Below are 17,863 nucleotides of genomic sequence, written 5' to 3'. Positions count from 1 at the left end.
GCGCGATCAGCTGCGGGCGGGGTAGCGGGCCGGGCTGACGCCCAGGTAACGCCGAAAGTGGCGGCTCAGGTGCGCCTGGTCGAAGAACCCGGCGGCGACGGCGGCCTCGACGGGCCGCTGCCCGGCGAGGAGCAGGCGACGCGCCAACTCGACGCGGCGGCCGGTCAGGTACGAGTGCGGTGGCACGCCGTGCGCGTGGGTGAACGTCCGGACCAGGTGTGTCGGGTGGGCGTGCAGCAACTCGGCGGCCTCCCCCAGTGTGACGCCCTCGACGGTCCGGGCGTCCAGCAGCTCCCGTAGTCGGATCGCGAGCCCGCGCCCGGTCGGCTGGCCGGCGACCGGGGAGCGTTTGTGGAGCTGGCGGCGCAGCCGGTCCAGGATGAGCGCGAGTCGGCTCTCGGCCTCGAACTCGTCGCCGGGTGCGGCGAGCACCTGGTGCAGGTGGTGGATCCGGTCGCGCAGCTGCGGATCGGCCAGGTCCGGCTCGTCGACGGCCCGGCCGACCAGCTCCGCGTCGAGCGCCGAGGTGTCGAGGTACAGGACCCGCTTGCGGAAGCCGTCCGCTGTGGCGGAGCTGCCGTCGTGCGGCACGTACGGCGGTAGCAGGGTGACCGACGTGCGCAGCGCGCCGTGCTGGTGCCGGTCCAGGTCGAAGCGGACGGCGCCGTCGTCGACGATCAACAGCGTCCACACGTCGTGGATGTGCCGGGGGTAGGCGTGGTCCACGAAATGGGCGTGGAAGACCTCGGCGACCCCGGCTACCGCGGGTCGCCACGCGCTGACGTGCGAGCCGGCCGGGCGGGTGGCCACGCTAAGAACGTACAAGACCGGGTGGTGTCCGGGCGGGCAGGCTCGACGCCATGACCGAACCGATCCGCTTTCCCACCAAGATCGCCGTACTGCTCCGCAACGACCTGGCGAGCTGGCAACGGCTGAACGTCACCGCCTTCCTGGTCAGCGGCATCGCGCACGCGCTGCCGGAGCTGCTCGGCGAGGAGTACCGCGACGCGGACGGCACCCGCTACCTGGCGATGTTCGGCCAGCCGGTGCTGGTCTTCGCCGGGGATCGGGCGGCGTTGGTCGGCGCGCACTCTCGCGCACTCACCCGCGGCCTACGGCTGGCGGTCTTCACGTCCGAGCTGTTCGCCACCGGCAACGACCGGGACAACCGTGCCGCCGTCGAAGCCGCCGGTCGGGAGAAGCTCGACCTGGTGGGCTTGGCGCTGCACGCGCCGCGCAACGTGGTGGACAAGGTGCTCAAGGGTGCGTCCATGCACCCGTAAACGGCATTCCTGGCGACGAAGACATTGATATCGGTGTCTATGACTGTAATGATTAACACACTTTACAGTTGTTTCGCCGCCCGGAAGGACCCCCACATGGCGCGACGATCGGCCGGGCTCGCGCCCCGCCACCCCCGGATCAGACTGACCTCCGCGCTCGCCGCGGCCCTGCTCGCCGTACCGACCGGCCTGGCCGTCGGCGCATCGCCCGCGGCGGCGGCCGCGACCGGCGCCATCACCGGGTACGGCGGCAAGTGCGTCGACGTGGCCGCCGCGAACCCGGCCAACAACACGCCGGTTCAGCTCTTCACCTGCAACGGCTCCACCGCGCAACAGTGGACAGTGGCCGACGACGGCACGATCCGGGCGCTGGGCAAGTGCCTCGACATCGCCGCCGCCAGCACCGCCAACGGTGCTCGGGCGCAGATCTACGACTGCAACGGCACCGGGGCGCAGCAGTGGTCGCCCAGCGCCGGGCAACTGGTCAACCCGGCTTCGGGCAAGTGCCTCGACGCGACCGGCCCCAGCTCGGCCGACGGCACCCCGCTGCAGATCTGGACCTGCACCGGCACCGCCAACCAGGCGTGGACGCTGCCCACCGGCGGTGGCACCACCCCACCGCCGTCGTCGGGTGGTTTCACCCACCCCGGCGTGCTGGTCAGCCGAGGCCAGCTCGACTTCGTCCGTGGGCGCGTGCAGGCCGGCGCGCAGCCGTGGGCGGCGGCCTACAACCAGATGATGGGCAGCCGGTACGCCTCCCTGTCGCGCACCCCGGCACCCCGATCGGTGGTCGAGTGCGGTTCCTACTCCAACCCGAACAACGGCTGCACGGACGAGCGCGAGGACGCGATCGCCGCGTACACCGACGCGCTCGCCTGGTACTTCACCGGGGATGCCCGGTACGCGCAGAAGTCGATCCAGATCATGGACGCGTGGTCGGCCACGGTCACCTCGCACACCGGCAGCAACGCTCCGCTGCAGACCGGCTGGGCCGCCTCGGTCTGGCCCCGGGCGGCCGAGATCATCAAGTACACCTACACGAGTTGGCCCAACGCCAACCGCTTCGCCACCATGCTGCGCAACGTCTACCTGCCGATGGTGCGCAACGGCTCGAACAGCAACGGCAACTGGGAACTGAGCATGATGGAGGCCACCATCGGCATCGCGGTGTTCCTGGAGGACCGGTCCGTGTACGACGCGGCGACCACGCGCTTCCTCAACCGCGCCCGGGCCTTCGTCTACCTGCCCAGCGATGGCGCGTTGCCGTACACGATGCCCGGCAGCGGCCTGGACACCAGCGCGGAGATCATCGGGTACTGGCAGGGCCAGTCCACATTCGTCGCCGGCCTCGCCCAGGAGACCTGCCGCGACTTCGTCCACACCGGGTACGGGATCTCCGCCATCTCGCACGTCGCGGAGACCTCCCGCATCCAGGGACGGGACCTGTACCCACAGGTCGGTGAGCGACTGCGTCAGGCGCTCGGGTTCCACTCGCGCTACCAACTCGGGGAGGCGCCGCCCTCCTGGCTCTGCGGCGGCAGCCTCACCCGCGGCCTCGGCCCGATCACCGAGGTCGGCTTCAACGCCATGAGCACCCGGTTGGGCAACGTCATGACCAACACCCAGACCCTCACGCTGCAACAACGTCCAGCCGGCAGCAACAACCTCTTCGTCGCCTGGGAGACGCTGACCCACGCCAGCAACCCCAACTGACCATGCTGCCGTGGGGCGGCGCCGCAGGCACGGCGCCACCCCACGGCGGTCCTCAGTTGTCGGCCCCCAACGCCACCACCGGGCTGACCCGCGACGCCCGACGGGCCGGCAGCACCCCGGCCAGCGCGGTCAGCCCGACCAGCACCACGAAGAGCCCGGCCAGCGGCAGCAGCGGCGCGGTCAGCGGCGCCTCGACCCCGAGGGCCTGGACGGCCAACCAGGCGTACGGGACACCGAGCACCAGGCCGATGGTCGCGCCGATCACCCCGTACAGCCCGGACTCCACGGTCAGCATGGTGCGCAGGCCGGTCCGGGACAGCCCGATCGCCCGGAGCAACCCGGACTCGCGTACCCGCTCGACCACCGACAGTGCGGTCGTGGAGCCCACGCCGACGACCGCGATCAGCACGGTCAGGCCGACCAGACCGACAGCGATCCAGACCAGGGTGCGCACCAACGCGTCGTTGCGGTCCCGTTCGTCGGCGAGCACCGCGAGGCCCACCCCGTCGCTGCCGCCGATCGCCTGCCGCAGCGCCCGCACGCCGGCGGTGCGACCGTCCTCGCCGGCACCGGCGGCGTCGGCCAGCAGACCGGTGTACGCGGCCGGCACGCCGAGCCGGTCCAGGTCCGCCGGATCGGTGAGGATGCCCGCGTGCAGCGGCCCGTCACCGGGCAGGACGGCGGCCACCCGCACGTCGACCCTGCGGGTGGCGACGGCGAGCGTGACGGTGTCGCCGGCTCGCAGGCCCGCGTCGCGTGCGACCCAGCTGTTCAGCACGATCCGGCCGGGGCCGCGATCGGCCAGGGTGCCCTGGGCCACGTTCAGGTCACCGGTGCTCGGCAACGCCGCCAGGTCCAGGTCGCTGGTCGGGTAACCGGACTCGACGTCGCCGAGCTTGTCGGCGCCGCGCAACAGCGTGGCGTCGCCGACCATCCGGTACGGCACCACCCGCGCCAGCGCGCCGTGGGCCGCCTCGGCCCGGGTCACGACGGCCGGCGGCAGCGTCCCGCCGTTGCTGGTGACCTCGAAGTCGGTCGGGGCCGACAGCGCCATCTCGCGGTCGGCGAGGATCTGCAACGACGCGCCGCCGATGACCACCCCGGAGATCAGGGTCACGCCCAGCGCGACCACGACGGAGACCGCGGCGGCCCGGCGCGGCGCCCCGCCGATCCCGCCGACCGACATCCGCCCGAGCGGCCCGAGCTGGCGCAGTGGCCAACCCACCACGGCCAGCACCGGGCGCACCAGCAGCGGGCCGAGCGCCACCAGCGCGAAGAACGCCAGCGCGCCGGACCCGACCAGCAGGAGCAGTGGCATCGAGGGGTCGTAGTTCGACTGGTCCGGTTTCGGCAACTGGCTGATCGTCGCGACCGCCGCCAGGATCGCGCCGACGGCCAGGAGCAGCCCGAAGACCAGACGTAGCACCCCGATGCCGCGCCGACCGGCGGTGGTGCTCGCCGTCCGCAGCGCCTCCAGCGGGGAGACCCGGGCGGCCGAGAGCGCCGGCGCCAGCACGGCCAGCACGGTGATCACGACGGCGCCGATCACCACCGTGACCGCCGCCGCCAACGGCAGGCCCGGCGAGGAGACCTCGTGGTCGGTGGCCCGCAGGATCGCCGGCAGCGCGTACCCGAGGGTGAGGGCGCTGGCGACCCCGACGACGCCGGCGACCAGCCCGGTCAGGGCGCCCTCGGCGGTCAGGGCCCCCACCAGGGTGCCCCGACTCGCGCCAACCGCCCGCAGCAGCGCGAGCTGCCGCATCCGCTGGGCGAAGACGATGCGGAAGGTCGAGGTGACCACCAGCGCCGCCGCGACGACCGCGATGGAGACGAACATGCCGACCAGGATGAAGAGCCTGCCCACCTCCTCGGCCACCGCGTTGGCCTCGGCCTCACGCACCTCGGCGCCGGAGCGGATCGGTTGGCCGGCGACCGCAGCGGTCACCCGTTGCCGGACGTCCTCCGTCGAAGTGCCGGTGGCGACGCGCAGGTCGACGCGCTCCACCGCCGTCAGGCGCGCCCAGGCGATCACGGCGCTTTCCGGGGCGTACGCGTCGTAGCCGGCGTCGGCGTCGGTGTCCACCACGCCGGTCACGGTGAGGGGGGCGGGCGTGGTGAGTTCCCCGCCCGTACCGCTGGTGGTGGTGCCTACCGACAGCCCGAGCCGTTCGGCGGTGCGCGGCGTGATCGCGATCTCGCCGGGCCGGTCCGGGTAGCTGCCCTCGATCACCCGGACCGCGCTCAGCGGGCCGGTGCCCGGATCGGACTGGAGGTTGAGGTACCCCTCGCCGACGGAGACCCCGGTCGAGACCCGGGCCACCGCCTCGGCCACACCGGGTACGGCCCGGATCTGCCGCAGGTCCGTCACGGTGGGTGGCGGCGCGTCGACGCTGCCGATCACCAGGTCGGTGACGGCCGGGGTGCCGCTGAGGTTGTCCCGCACGGTCCGTTCGGTGATCTGCTGCACCAGAACGGTGCCGAAGACGACGAACGAGGCGACCAGGATCGCCAGGCCGGTCAGGATCAGCCGGCCGGGCCGCCGGGCCGCGGCGGTCGTCTGGGTACGCAGCACGGTCGCCCTCATGCGTGGGCCGCCAGATCACGCAGGGCGTCGGTGACCGACACCTGGTTGGGCCTGTCGATCTCGCCGGCCAGCCGCCCGTCGGCGAGCAGCACCACCCGGTCGGCGTACGCGGCGGCGATCGGGTCGTGGGTGACCATGACGACGGTCTGGCCGAGGTCGCGTACCGAGTCGCGCAGGATGGTGAGCACCTCCGCGCCGGAACGGGAGTCGAGGTTGCCGGTCGGCTCGTCGGCGAAGACCACCTCGGGCCGTGCCACCAACGCCCGGGCCAGCGCGACCCGCTGCTGCTGGCCGCCGGACAACTCGCTGGGCCGGTGGTTCAGTCGGTCGCCGAGGCCCAGCACCCGCACCAGGTGCGCGAGGAGCTCGGCGTCGGGCTGCCGACCGGCGAGGTCCAGCGGCAGGGTGATGTTCTGCGCGGCGGTGAGCTGCGGCAGCAGGTTGAAGGACTGGAAGACGAACCCGATCCGCTCCCGGCGTACCCGGGTCAGCGTCCGGTCCGACTGGCCGGTCAGCTCGGTGCCGCCGAGCAGGACACGACCGGAGGTCGCCGTGTCGAGGCCGGCGAGGCAGTGCATCAGTGTCGACTTCCCGGACCCGGACGAGCCCATGATCGCGGTGAACTCGGCCCGGCCGAAGCCGACCGAGACCCCGTCCAGGGCACGGACGGCGGTGTCGCCGCTGCCGTACACCTTCACCAGGTCGACCGCGGCGACCGCGGCGTGGCTGGTCTCCGGCGGGGCGTGGGTTGTCATCGTTCCTCCAGTGGCTGCGTGGTGACCCGGAAAGCGTCGCCGCCACCGGCGGGTGGGCGCATCGGCCCGGGGCCGGGTATCGCCGGTGCCGGGTCTGTCTTTTGGCCGATCCGCCACCTCCCTCCGCCTGGCTACGCTGGGTCACCATGAGCACGCCGGATCTTCGACGTTGGTGGGTACGCCTGGCCCAGGCCGCCGGACTGGTGGCCATGGGGCTGCTCGCCCTCTTCGACCTGCGGTTCAGCGCACCGGATAGCATGGCCGCCCTGCTGGTTCTGCTGGTGCGGATGGGGCTCGCGGTGGCGACCGTGCCGCTGTGGCTGCCGGTGCACCGGCTGGGTTCACGGCTGCTGCCGCTGGCCGCGCTGGTGCTCGCCTGCGCCTCACTGGCCGTGACGGCAGCTGTCCTGCTGCTCTTCAACGGCAGTTATCTGATCAGCAGCAGCTGGGGGCTCGCCGAGTCGGCCGGGCTGATCGGGGTGGTCTTCGTGGTGGCCCGCTGGGGCGCCCCCCGGCTCGCCCCGTGGGCGGCGGTGGCCGCCGGGCTCGCCGTGGCCGCGTTACCGCTGCGCGTCGGTGCCGAGAACCTGCTGGTGATCTTCGGTCTGCTCCAGGTGCTCGCCGCGGCCGGCGCGGCCGGGGTGGGGCTCTATCTGCGGATCATGGCCGCTGGCCGGGAGCGGGCCATCGCGCTGGTCCGGGCCGAGCAGCGCACCGAGTTCGCCCGCGACCTGCACGACTTCATCGCCCACCACGTCACCGGCATCGTGGTGCAGGCGCAGGGCGCGCGGTTCGTCGCCGAACAGGACCCGCAGCGGGTGATCGTCGCCCTGGAGCAGATCGAACGGGCCGGCGCGGAGACGATGGCCTCGATGCGGCGGATGGTCGGGATCCTGCGCAACCCGGACGCGCCGCCGGACGCGCCGCTGGCTCCACTCGCCGGGGTGACCGAACTGGAGCCGCTGCTGACCGGGTTCAACGGCGCGGCGAAGGCGCCGGCCCGACTGCACGTCGACGGCGACCTGAACGGACTACCGGTGGAGGTGTCCACGTCGGCGTACCGGGTGGTGATGGAGGGGCTGACCAACACCCGCCAGCACGCCCCGGACGCGCGGTCCGTGGACGTCGCCGTGCGGCGTACCCCGGGCTGGTTGTTGGTCCGGGTCGCCGACGACGGGGGGTCGCCGCGGACCGCGCCGGCCCGGGGGCACGGCTTCGGCCTGATCGGCCTCACCGAACGGGTACGCGCCCTCGGCGGCACGATCACCGCCGGGCCCGGCGTCGCCGGTGGCTGGGTGCTCGACGCGGCGTTCCCGCTGCAGGTGGCGGTGGCCAGGTGATCCGGGTGCTGATCGCCGACGACCAGGCGATGGTCCGGACCGGCTTCGGCATGATCATCGGTGCCCAGTCGGACATGGAGGTGGTCGGCGAGGCCGCCGACGGGGTCGACGCCGTCGAACTGGCCCGACGACTGCGCCCGGACGTGGTGCTGCTGGACATCCGGATGCCACGCCTCGACGGCCTCGAGGCACTGCGGCTGCTCGCCGGGCCGGGCGTCGCCGACCCGATCCGGGTGGTCGTCGTGACGACCTTCGACCTCGACGAGTACGTGCACACGGCGCTCTCCAACGGCGCGTGCGGCTTCCTGCTCAAGGACTCCGGCCCGGCCCTGCTGGTGGAGGCGGTCCGTGCGGCCGTGTCCGGCGACGCGCTGATCAGCCCCTCGATCACGGTACGGCTGTTGGAGCACCTCAGCTCACCCGCCCCGGCGCGCGACGACGGCGGCCTGTCACCCCGGGAACTCGACGTCGTGAAGCTCGTCGCCCGGGGCCTGACCAACGCCGAGATCGCCGCCCAGCTCTTCATCGCCGTGGGCACGGTCAAGACCCACCTGGCGAGCGTGCAGATGAAACTCAGGGCCCGCAACCGGGTCGAGATCGCCGCCTGGGCCTGGGAACGCCGCCTCGTCGGCTGACGGGACACCGACCTGCGGCCCTCGCGCACGTACACCTTCTCGGTGTGGGCTCTGGACGCGGCCGGCAACAGCTCGGTGTCGAACCCGACCCTGCGGCTGACCATGCCCCCGGGGGACGACCAGCCGCCGGGCGCGCCGGGCGGCACGGTGTCGCTGGGGCTCGTCGCCTCCGGCACGCAACTGCCCGAGGAGGTCACGCTGAACGGTGGCCTCTGCGTGGTGGCAGACGAATAACGCTCGACTCCGGGGTCTGGCGCCAGTCGCGACATCTTGCGACGCTAGCGGTTGTGTATGACTACGACCTGTTGGTGCTGGGCTCCGGGCCCGGCGGTCAGAAGGCCGCGATCGCTGCCGCCAAGCTCGGCAGGCGGGTCGGCATCGTCGACCGCCGCGACATGATCGGTGGGGTGTGCATCAACACCGGCACGGTCCCGTCCAAGACGCTGCGCGAGGCCGTCCTCTATCTGACCGGGCTGAGCCAGCGCGACCTCTACGGCAGCAGCTACCGGGTCAAGGAAGAGATCACGGTCAGCGACCTGGCGGCCCGCACACAGCACGTGATCACCAGGCAGACCGACGTCATCCGCAATCAACTGGCCCGCAACCGGGTTGTGATGATCACCGGCACCGGCCGCTTCGCGGACGCGCACTCGATCTGGGTCGACAGTGGCTCCGGCCGCGAGTCGAAGGTGACCTTCGACAAGGTGATCATCGCGGCGGGCACCCGCCCGGCCCGCCCGGACAGCGTCGACTTCGACGACCGGACGATCGTGGACTCCGACGGCGTCATCAATTTGCAGGCCGTTCCCCGCAGCATGGTCGTGGTCGGCGCCGGCGTGATCGGCATGGAGTACGCCTCGATGTTCGCCGCGCTGGGCACCAAGGTGACAGTCGTGGAACGCCGCGAGCGGATGTTGGATTTCTGCGACGACGAGGTCGTCGAGTCGCTCAAGTACCACCTGCGCGACCTGTCGGTGGCGTTCCGCTTCGGCGAGGAGGTCGCCGCGGTGGAGAAGCACCAGACGGCGGCGTTGTGCATCCTCAAGAGCGGCAAGAAGATCGTCGCGGACACGGTCATGTACTCGGCCGGCCGGCAGGGTCAGACCGACGACCTGGCACTGGAGGCCGCCGGGTTGGAGGCGGACCGACGCGGCCGGATCAAGGTGGACGCCAGCTACCGCACCTCGGTGGACCACATCTACGCGGTCGGCGACGTGATCGGTTTTCCCGCGCTCGCGTCCACCTCGATGGAGCAGGGTCGACTGGCGGCCCAGCACGCCTGCGGCGAACCGATCCGGGAGATGCACGGCCTTCAGCCCATCGGCATCTACACGATCCCGGAGATCAGCTTCGTCGGGCAGACCGAGGCGCAGCTCACCGAGAGTTCGACGCCCTTCGAGGTCGGCGTCGCGCGGTACCGCGAGCTGGCTCGCGGCCAGATCGTCGGTGATTCGTACGGCATGCTCAAGCTGCTCGTCTCCCCCGACGACGGCCGACTGCTCGGGGTGCACGTGTTCGGCACGGCCGCCACCGAGATCGTCCACATCGGTCAGGCGGTGATGGGCTGCGGCGGCACGATCGACTACCTGGTCGACGCCGTGTTCAACTACCCGACGCTGGCCGAGGCGTACAAGGTCGCCGCCCTGGACGCGTCCAACAAGATCCGCAACATCACCCGCATCGACGGCTAACCCATCACCCCCACCCCCCGTCCCCGGTGATCAAGAGGTTTGCGTCATGACACGCCAGACGTGATGACGCAAACCTCTTGATCAACACGGGGTTGTCAGCGGGCTGAGCAGGTGGGGCTGAGGGTGCCGGCGGTGCCGGTGGCCTGGAAGCCGTACTCGGTGGAAAGGCCCGCGCCGACCTGGCCGTTGTACGCGACGTTCGTCCAGTTCGTCGTGCCGGTGCTACCGCTGCGGTTGGCGTTCCACGCGCCGGTGACCGCCGCGCCGGACGGCAGACCGATCGTGACCGTCCAACCGCTGATGGCCGACGAGCCGGCCGTCACCTTCACTGTGGCGACGAAGCCACCTGTCCACTGGTTCACCGACACCGTCGCCGTGCAGCCACCCTGACCCGGAGGCGGCGTCGTGGGCGGATCGGTCGGCGGGTCGGTGGGCGGGTCGGTGGGCGGGTCGGTGGGCGGGTCGGTCGGCGTGGTGCCGTTGTTCAACGCGGCGAGGACCGCGTCGTACGCCGGCTTCTTCGAGCCGTTGCTGTTGAACAGCAGCGGGGTCTGCGAGGACCGCCACGAGTCGCTGTCGCGGATGCCCCACACCGTGATGCCGTTGCAGCGGGCCACGGCCAGGCAGTCCTCGACCACGCTGCGGTAGGTGTTCGCCGACGCGCCCTGGATGTCCAGCTCGGTGATCTGCACGTCCACGCCGAGCGCCGCGAAGCTCGACAGCGTGGTGCGGTAGTTGCTCACGTACGGCGAGTCGTTGTTGAAGTGCGACTGGAACCCCACGCAGTCGATCGGGACGCCACGAGCCTTGAAGTCGCGCACCATGTTGTAGACGCCCTGCGTCTTCGCGTGCGTCCAGTTGTCGGTGTTGTAGTCGTTGTAGCAGAGCTTGGCGTTCGGATCCGCGGCGTCGGCGGCCCGGAACGCGGCCTCGATCCAGTCGTTGCCCGTGCGCTGCAGGTTCGAGTCGCGACGGCCGCCGGAGCTGCCGTCGGCGAACGCCTCGTTCACCACGTCCCAGGCCACCACCTGACCACGGAAGTGCGTGGCCACCTGCGTCACGTGGTTGAGCATCGCCTGCCGCAGAGCACTACCACTCATGCTCTCCATCCAGCCGGGCTGCTGCGAATGCCACGCCAGCGTGTGACCCCGCACGCTCATCCCGCGGCTGCGCGCGTGGTTGACGATCTGGTCCGCCGCCCCGTAGCTGAACTGGCCCTGCTGCGGCTCGGTGGCGTTCATCTTCATCTCGTTCTCGGCCGTCACCATGTTGAACTCACGGTTCAAGATCGTGGTGTACGCACTGTCGGAGAGCTTGAATCCGGCCACCGCCGTACCGAAGTACCGACCCTTCTCGGCGGCGGACGCGCCGAGTGTCGTGCCGGCGGCGGCGGGTGCCGTCGCGAACAGCGCCATGCCGGCGGCGAGGGCGCCCGCGCCGGCCAGCGCGAGCGCGGCTCTCGATCCCGCCTTCCACTTCGTTCTTCTCATCGTGCGACTCCTTCTGTGGTGGTGGATGAAGGTGGGATCAGGACACCGAACAGGCGGCGCCGTTGAGGGCGAACGACGTGGGTTTGCCAGTGCCGCCCTCATGCGTGGCCTGGAAGCCGATCTCGACCGACGCGTTTGGGGCGATGGTGGTGTTGTAGGAGACGTTGCGGGCGGTGACCGCACCGCTCGCCGGGGCGTACTGGGCGTTCCAGCCGCTGGTGATGCGTTGCCCGGTGGGCAGCGTGAAGGTCAGCGCCCAGCCGTTCACGGCGGTGGCGCCGGTGTTGGTGATGGCCACGCTCGCGGTGAGACCGCTGTTCCAGGCGTTGACCGTGTACCCGACCCGGCAGGCGCCGTCGGTCGGCGGTGGAGTCGTCGGCGGCGGAGTTGTGGGGGGCGGAGTTGTGGGGGGCGGAGTCGTCGGTGGTGGGGTGGTCGGCGGCGCGGTGCCGTCCAGCCCGAAGAAGCGGATCACCTGCGCGGCGTCGACCGGCAGGTTGTGCGTGACACCCTGCATGCTGATCGCCTCGACCGGCGCCATCGGGCCGCTGCTGCCGTAGCGGGTGCGGGTGTAGCCGGACTGCGGGGTGTCGGTGTACGTCGGGGTCTGACTCAGCCCGTACACGTTGGTCCACTGCTTGACCTGCTCACCGAAGTTCGGGTAGCGCAGCGTCTCGTCGTTGGTGCCGTGCCAGATCTGCATCCGGGGCCGCTGGCCGGTGTAACCGGGGTACGCCTCCCGGACCAGGTCACCCCACTGCTGCGCGGGCCGGATGAGTTGCCCGTTGGCGCACTGGCTGTTCCACTCCGAGGTGCCGCCGGTGGCGAAGCAGGCGAACGGCACACCGGCGAACGAGGCGCCCGCCGCGAACACGTCCGGGTAGACGCCCAGCATGACGTTTGTCATCATCGCCCCGGAGGAGGTGCCGGTGGCGAAGATCCGCGCGGGGTCGGCCGAGTAGCGCTGCCGCACGTAGTCGACCATCGACATGAGCCCGACCGGGTCGCTGCCGCCGCCACGGCGTAACGCCTGTGGGGAGTAGACGTCCCAGCACTTGCTGCTGCGGGTGGCCGACGGGTAGATCACGATGAACCCGTACCGGTCCGCGAGGGATGCGTACTGGGTGCCCGAGTGGAACGCGGGGCCCGTGCCGGTGCAGTAGTGCATCGCCAGGAGGATCGCCGGTCGGGTCGCCACCCGGTCCGGGACGTACAGATGCATCTGTAGGTTTGTGGGGTTGGTGCCGAAGTTGGTCACCTGCGTGAGCGTCGCCGCCGACGCGGGGGTGGCGAACGTCAGCGCGGCGGCGGCAAGCGTCACAGCCGCCATGGCGACGCCAAGCATTCTCGTCTTCAGTGTCATCGTCGCGATCCCTTGCGAAAAAGGCGCGTGGAAGGGGACTTAAGTCGAGGACTGCCCTTCGCCCGACCTTGACCGCGGCTCGCGTGACCATGCCAGCTTCAATCGAGCACACTCGATTGTCAAGACTTCCGGAAACCTTTCGCCGCAGCGGTTCCGGTGGTCACCTGCGCAGTGATGGGCGTCAACGGGTACGGTGAGCGCCGATAGGGCACGAGAAATTATCGGAACGTTTTCGGAAGCTGCAGACGTCCGATGAGCACGGCACGAGGGGCGGTCCAACCGGATGGTTGGGCCGCCCCTCGCCGCCACTCAGTAGATGTCCCGCCCGCGCTCGTCCGGCACCCCGGACTTGCGGAAGAAGTACGTGTTGATCTGGTCGCGCCACTCGGTGGCGCAGCGCACCTGCTCCTCGAGGCGTTCGGCGACCCGCTCGTACACGCTCGGGTCGATCATGCCGTTCAACGTCTGCCATCTGCGTCGCATCGCCCTCACGTCCTCGACCCCCGCGAAGTGGGTGTCGTAGATGTGCTGGATGACTGTCGAGCCGCTGTGCAGCACATGCCCGTACGGCACGTGGTGGAAGAAGAGCAGCAGCTCGTCGGGGCAGCTCTCAGGTGACTCGTACACCTCCGCCCAGTACGGCGGGTACTGGCCGGTGAAGCCGGTGCCCGACGCGCGGCTGCGATCCACGCCCACGCCGTCGCGGTCGGCGAAGTGGTAGGTGCCCCACCGGGTGTACTCGTACCCGTCGACGCCGGGGCCGTAGTGGTCACCGGGGTTGACCATGAAGCCGACCCCCAGCGGGGCGGTGTAACTCTCGTAGGTGCGCCACGAGTCGTCCATGATCTCGTGCAGTGTCCGCCGCACCAGCTCCGCGTCGGCGGTCGCCGACGGCGGAAAGGTCAGCGTGATCCACTCGTCGAGGATCGCCGTCGGGTCCCGCCGGGGATCCCAGGCCAGTCGGCCGAACGTGTACAGGTTGGCCTGCGCCAACGGATGCCCGGTCCAGAAGAGGTCGTCGCCGACGTTGGCCACGGCGACCATCCCGCCGCCCGCTGCCACCTCGCCCGTGACCACGTCGGCGATCGTCCGTCCACCCGGCCCCCAGGGGGCGAAGCCCAGCACCTCACTCCACCACGGGCCGAGGTGGCAGACGTGCCGCTGTTGGCCCGTGTACTCCTGGGTGACCTGCAACTCCACCGCCAGCCGGGTCGCCGGCATCGCGGCGAGCACAGGTGAGACCGGCTCGCGCGGCTGGAAGTCCACCGGGCCGAACTTCACCTGGACGACGACGTTTGTGCGGAACCGCCCGTCGAGCGGGGCGAAGTGGTCGTACGCGGCCCGAGCCCGGTCGGTGGACCGGTCCCGCCAGTCCTGGTGGTGGTTGTAGACGAACGCCCGCCAGTGCACCACTCCCCCGTGCGGGGCGAGCGCCTCGGCCAGGAGGTTCGCCCCGTCGGCGTGGTCCCGGCCGTACGTGAACGGGCCGGGTTGTCCCTCCGAGTCGGCCTTCACCAGGTAACCGCCGAAGTCCGGGATGCGCTCGTACACCCGCCGGGTGGCCGCGGCCCACCAGACCCGCACTGTCTCGTCCAGCGGGTCGGCGGTCGGCAGGCCACCGAGGACCACAGGCGCGGCGAAGCTGACCGACAGGTGCACCCGGATGCCGTACGGGCGCAGCACGTCCGCGATCTCGGCCACGTCGCCGATCCGGTCGGTGAGCAGCAGCGCCTCCGTGCGGGCCACGTTTACGTTGTTGACCGAGATCGCGTTGACGCCGCAGGAGGCCAGCAGCCGCCCGTACTCCCGCACCCGGGCCAGGTCGCCGCGCGGACGGCCGTCGTGCCAGAAGATCGAGCCGCCCGCGTACCCCCGTTCGACCTGGCCCATCACCGGGTGCACGGCCACGTTGTCCCAGTGGTTCAGCATTCGTCGGCGCAGCGCCGGCCGGTGCCGCTCCGGGGGGCGGGCCGGGTCGAAGGCCGCCGCGCAGAGCCGGACCACGTGGAAGAGCCCGTACAGCAGGCCGGCGGGCGCGTCGGCCAGCACGGCCGTCACGTCGCCGGCCCGCGCCAACACGAAACCCTCGTCGCCGAGCGTCGTGCCGTCGCCCAGCTCGACAAGCGCCGCCTCTCCGGCGGCGCGCGCCGCCTCCACCGCCGGGTTGGGCAGCTCACCCGCGTCGCGCAGGGCGAGCACCAGGTCGACGTCGACGTCCCAGGAGGGGGAATGCCACACTCGCCCGCCGTAACGCGCGCAGGCACGCGAGACCTCGTGCAGGACCGTGTCGACGAGTAACCCCTCGCCGTGCAGGAGGATGCGGCGCGCGCCAAGCGACCGGAACGCCTCCGGGGGCAACCAGGCCGGGTGGACGCGCGGCCGGTCACCGTCCATCGGCTCCTCGACGAACATGAACTGCTCCAACTCCACCGACTCTTCGGCGTTCACCGGGCCTCCTCCAGCACGACAACCCCGTACGCCGGCAGCCGCAGGGCAGCGGTGAGCAGGTCCGGGTGGGTGTCCTCGGGCCACTGTTGCGGGTTGTCGTCGCCTCCGAAGGGCACCTTGGCGCTGAGGGGCGGGCTCATGCGGTGAACTCCTTCCGGATCAGGTTGATCATCGGGTCGCTGACGCGCAGGAACGCCAGGACCGCGATCGACGCGAGCAGCATCAGCACCGCCTCGGAGAAGACCGCGATGATGCCGGCCGCCGCGGCCAGCAGCAGGGCGTTGCCGACGGACACACCGGGGGTACGCACGAGGAAGTGCACGGCCAGCCGGAGCACGTCCCGAGTGCGGAAGTCGAACAGCGAGGCGATCACCAGGGCGTTTGCCCCGCAGAGCGTCACAGCCACTCCGATCAGCACCAGCGGCACCGCCCACCAGCTGGACAGGCCGACCGCTCCGGAGTAGGCGAGGTTCACGGCGAGCACGGTCAGCCACAGCAGCGTCGGCACCCAGAGGCGCAGCACGCCGAAGACGTTGGCCCGGTAGCCACGCCAGAACAGGGTGGCCGGGCGCAGGTCGGTCAGGTCGGTCCCCTGGTGGCGCAGGGCGTACAGGGCGGCGGAGACGGCCGGGCCGACCGGTACCAGGAAGAGCGCGACAAGCGGCAGGTTGCTGGCGTCGCGGCCCAGCAACACCAGCGGGAGCAGGGCGGGCAGCGTGGTGAGCAGCAGGAGCAGCTCGACCACGAGCAGGATGTAGACACGCGAGGTGATCCGCGACAGTGGGCCGTCGCCGAACTGTCGCCAGGTCTGGGCCGCGCCACTCACCATCGCTCCCTCCGGTCGACGTAGCTGACCCGTGGTCGCCGGGGTCCGGCCGGGCGGCGACAGGCCGCCCGACCGGATCCCCGCCGATCAGCCGTTGTTCTTCTGGAACCGCTCGTACGCCTTGTTGACCAGGTCGATGTACTGCTCGGAGTTCTTGGCCTTCAGCTCGGCCACGTACGCGTCCCACTCGCTGAGCGGGCGCTGGCCCAGGGCGAACTTCAGCGTGTTCTGGGTGACGAAGTCCTTCAGCGGGGTCTCCCAGAGCGACACCTGCTCGCGCTCCTCGTCGGTGAACGGGTGCGGCGGGGGGACCTCCCTCGGCTTGCGGGCGTCCATCACCTTCTGGAACTCCAACTCCTCCGGCGAGAAGAACCCACGGACCAGGTCGGGGCTGCCGCCGTAGGCGAAGACGCCGTTCTGGAAGCCGAAGTCCTTCTGCAGGTGCTTGGACGCCTTCGGGTTGAGCCCCAGGAAGCTGACGTCAGGGACCAGCGTGCGCTTGCCGGCCGCGTCCTTGGTGAAGGTGGTGCCCTCGACACCCCAGCGGGCGAACTCCAAACCCGCGTCCGAATACCACAACCAGTCGATGAACTGCATCATGGCCACGAAGTTCTTGCTCTCCCGAGCCTTCGAGGAGATCATGATGCCGTTCTCCAGCCGGGGGAACGGGTTGATCTCCCCGGCCGGGCCGACCGGCAGCGGGATCTTGGCCATCTTCGCGTTCGGCATGGTCTTCGCCAGGTCGGGCCGGTGGTTGTTGACGAGCGTCTGGGCGTTGCCGGTGACCACGAAGGACTTGCCGTTGGCGAGCTTCTGGCGGGCCTGGTCGTCGGTCTGGGTGAAGCTCTCCGGGTCGAGCAGGCCCTCGGCGACGAGCTTGTGCAGGAACGTGACCATCTGCTTGTACTGCTCGGACGAGCCGGTGTAGCTGAACTTCTTCGCCGTCGGGTCCCAGGTGGCGTGCTGGAAGTCCCAGCCCGCGTAGGTGCCGTGGGACGAGCCGAGGAGGTTCAGCAGGGCACCGGTCGGGTTGGGCTTGCTGAACAGGTCGGAGTACGGGTAGACGTTCGGATACTTCGCCTTCATCGCCTTGAGCACCGTGTACAGGTCGTCCCAGGTCTTGGGGACGGGGAGGTTGAGCTCCTGCATGATGTCGGTGCGCACCAGCACCGTGTAGTCCTGCGTGGGCTTCTCGTGCACGCCGGGCAGCAGGTAGAACTTACCGTCGGCCTGCCGCAGATTGTCGATCTCCGGCTTGAGGTTCCACTTGGTGAGCTTGTCCTTGAAGTTGGGCATCAGATCCAGGTAATCGCTCACCGGGAGGATCGCCCCGGAGGCCACGAATGCGTCCTCCTGCGGGTGGTACGTCTTCGGGATGATCAGCGGGGCGTCCCCCGCGCCGATCAGCAGGCTGCGCTTCTGCTCGTAGTCGCTGAGCGGCACGGCCACCGGCTCGATCTTGACGTTGGTCCGCTTGGTCAGCTCCGACCAGAACGCCCAGTCTTCCTTGAGCGGGTAGAACGTGTGGTTGTTGTAGAGGGTGGAGAACGAGAGCGCCTCGGTGGCCTTGAACTGGTCACCGACGCCGTAGGTGGCCATCGCGCCGACCTTGTTCTCGGAGAGGTCAGTCGACTCGCCGGGGTCCTCGGAACAGGCGGTGGCAAGGGAGAGCGCGAGCAGACCCGCGCTGGCCAATGCCACGCGGCGCCACGTCTTGTGGAGCATGGCTCGTCCT

Annotated in this window: 15 protein-coding genes; 6 read left to right on the top strand and 9 right to left on the bottom strand. The window is 70.5% G+C overall.

Translation table 11 applies throughout. The annotated features are described in order from the left end of the window. Nucleotides 1–6: 6 nt before the first annotated feature. A complete protein-coding gene (locus ACLQ3B_RS12915; RefSeq protein WP_425780427.1) occupies nucleotides 7–810 on the bottom strand; it encodes an AraC family transcriptional regulator in 804 nt (267 codons plus the stop codon). 50 nt (nucleotides 811–860) lie between these two features. On the opposite strand from ACLQ3B_RS12915, the gene ACLQ3B_RS12910 reads away from it, so the two are divergent. Both ACLQ3B_RS12910 and ACLQ3B_RS12905 read left to right on the top strand, forming a co-directional pair. Next, entirely contained in the window at nucleotides 861–1,283 is a 423-nt protein-coding gene (locus tag ACLQ3B_RS12910) for a DUF2000 family protein (protein ID WP_425780425.1), read from the top strand. Between the two features lie 96 nt (nucleotides 1,284–1,379). Further along, nucleotides 1,380–2,996 (top strand): ricin-type beta-trefoil lectin domain protein, encoded by a 1,617-nt coding sequence (locus ACLQ3B_RS12905; RefSeq protein WP_425780423.1) that lies wholly within the window; start codon nucleotides 1,380–1,382, stop codon nucleotides 2,994–2,996. A 52-nt stretch (nucleotides 2,997–3,048) separates the two neighbouring features. On the opposite strand, the gene ACLQ3B_RS12900 is transcribed toward ACLQ3B_RS12905, so the two are convergent. Both ACLQ3B_RS12900 and ACLQ3B_RS12895 read right to left on the bottom strand, forming a co-directional pair. Further along, the gene (locus ACLQ3B_RS12900; RefSeq protein ID WP_425780421.1) at nucleotides 3,049–5,580 is read right to left on the bottom strand and encodes an ABC transporter permease; all 2,532 of its coding nucleotides are present in this window, start codon (nucleotides 5,578–5,580) and stop codon (nucleotides 3,049–3,051) included. Next, a complete protein-coding gene (locus tag ACLQ3B_RS12895; protein WP_425780419.1) occupies nucleotides 5,577–6,335 on the bottom strand; it encodes an ABC transporter ATP-binding protein in 759 nt (252 codons plus the stop codon). The genes ACLQ3B_RS12900 and ACLQ3B_RS12895 overlap by 4 nt, the downstream gene beginning before the upstream one ends. Nucleotides 6,336–6,481: 146 nt before the next feature. Here ACLQ3B_RS12895 and ACLQ3B_RS12890 point away from each other — a divergent pair, with 146 nt between their 5' ends. From ACLQ3B_RS12890 to sthA, 4 genes are read left to right on the top strand one after another with little or no spacing between them, the layout of a single operon-like run. After that, nucleotides 6,482–7,675 (top strand): sensor histidine kinase, encoded by a 1,194-nt coding sequence (locus tag ACLQ3B_RS12890; protein WP_425780417.1) that lies wholly within the window; start codon nucleotides 6,482–6,484, stop codon nucleotides 7,673–7,675. Next, a complete protein-coding gene (locus tag ACLQ3B_RS12885) occupies nucleotides 7,672–8,310 on the top strand; it encodes a response regulator (protein ID WP_425780415.1) in 639 nt (212 codons plus the stop codon). The genes ACLQ3B_RS12890 and ACLQ3B_RS12885 overlap by 4 nt, the downstream gene beginning before the upstream one ends. Before the next feature lie 42 nt (nucleotides 8,311–8,352). Further along, a complete protein-coding gene (locus ACLQ3B_RS12880; protein WP_425780413.1) occupies nucleotides 8,353–8,544 on the top strand; it encodes a hypothetical protein in 192 nt (63 codons plus the stop codon). 53 nt (nucleotides 8,545–8,597) lie between these two features. Further along, on the top strand, nucleotides 8,598–10,001 hold the full coding sequence (gene sthA, locus ACLQ3B_RS12875) for a Si-specific NAD(P)(+) transhydrogenase (protein WP_425780411.1): 1,404 nt from the start codon (nucleotides 8,598–8,600) through the stop codon (nucleotides 9,999–10,001). A 95-nt stretch (nucleotides 10,002–10,096) separates the two neighbouring features. Here sthA and ACLQ3B_RS12870 read toward each other — a convergent pair whose 3' ends face one another. The 6 genes from ACLQ3B_RS12870 to ACLQ3B_RS12845 all read right to left on the bottom strand — a co-directional run bounded on the left by ACLQ3B_RS12870 (nucleotide 10,097) and on the right by ACLQ3B_RS12845 (nucleotide 17,853). Next, entirely contained in the window at nucleotides 10,097–11,491 is a 1,395-nt protein-coding gene (locus ACLQ3B_RS12870; RefSeq protein WP_425780409.1) for an endo-1,4-beta-xylanase, read from the bottom strand. Between the two features lie 37 nt (nucleotides 11,492–11,528). Further along, on the bottom strand, nucleotides 11,529–12,854 hold the full coding sequence (locus ACLQ3B_RS12865) for an extracellular catalytic domain type 1 short-chain-length polyhydroxyalkanoate depolymerase (RefSeq protein WP_425780407.1): 1,326 nt from the start codon (nucleotides 12,852–12,854) through the stop codon (nucleotides 11,529–11,531). Between the two features lie 309 nt (nucleotides 12,855–13,163). Then, nucleotides 13,164–15,302 carry an alpha-glucuronidase gene (locus ACLQ3B_RS12860; RefSeq protein WP_425780405.1) on the bottom strand — a complete coding sequence of 713 codons (2,139 nt, stop codon included), beginning with the start codon at nucleotides 15,300–15,302 and terminating at the stop codon, nucleotides 13,164–13,166. Beyond that, nucleotides 15,299–15,442 (bottom strand): hypothetical protein, encoded by a 144-nt coding sequence (locus ACLQ3B_RS12855; RefSeq protein ID WP_425780403.1) that lies wholly within the window; start codon nucleotides 15,440–15,442, stop codon nucleotides 15,299–15,301. Before ACLQ3B_RS12855 ends, ACLQ3B_RS12860 begins: the two co-directional genes overlap by 4 nt. Then, complete coding sequence (locus tag ACLQ3B_RS12850) at nucleotides 15,439–16,128, bottom strand: DUF624 domain-containing protein (protein WP_425780401.1); 690 nt, start codon at nucleotides 16,126–16,128, stop codon at nucleotides 15,439–15,441. The genes ACLQ3B_RS12855 and ACLQ3B_RS12850 overlap by 4 nt, the downstream gene beginning before the upstream one ends. Nucleotides 16,129–16,215: 87 nt before the next feature. Then, a complete protein-coding gene (locus tag ACLQ3B_RS12845) occupies nucleotides 16,216–17,853 on the bottom strand; it encodes an extracellular solute-binding protein (protein ID WP_425780399.1) in 1,638 nt (545 codons plus the stop codon). Between the last annotated feature and the right edge of the window lie 10 nt (nucleotides 17,854–17,863).

The organism is Micromonospora sp. DT53 (genome assembly GCF_049841535.1).
Classification (GTDB): Bacteria; Actinomycetota; Actinomycetes; order Mycobacteriales; family Micromonosporaceae; genus Micromonospora.
The sequence above is the reverse complement of the archived record's forward strand: the minus strand, read 5'-3'. Positions and strand labels throughout refer to the sequence as shown.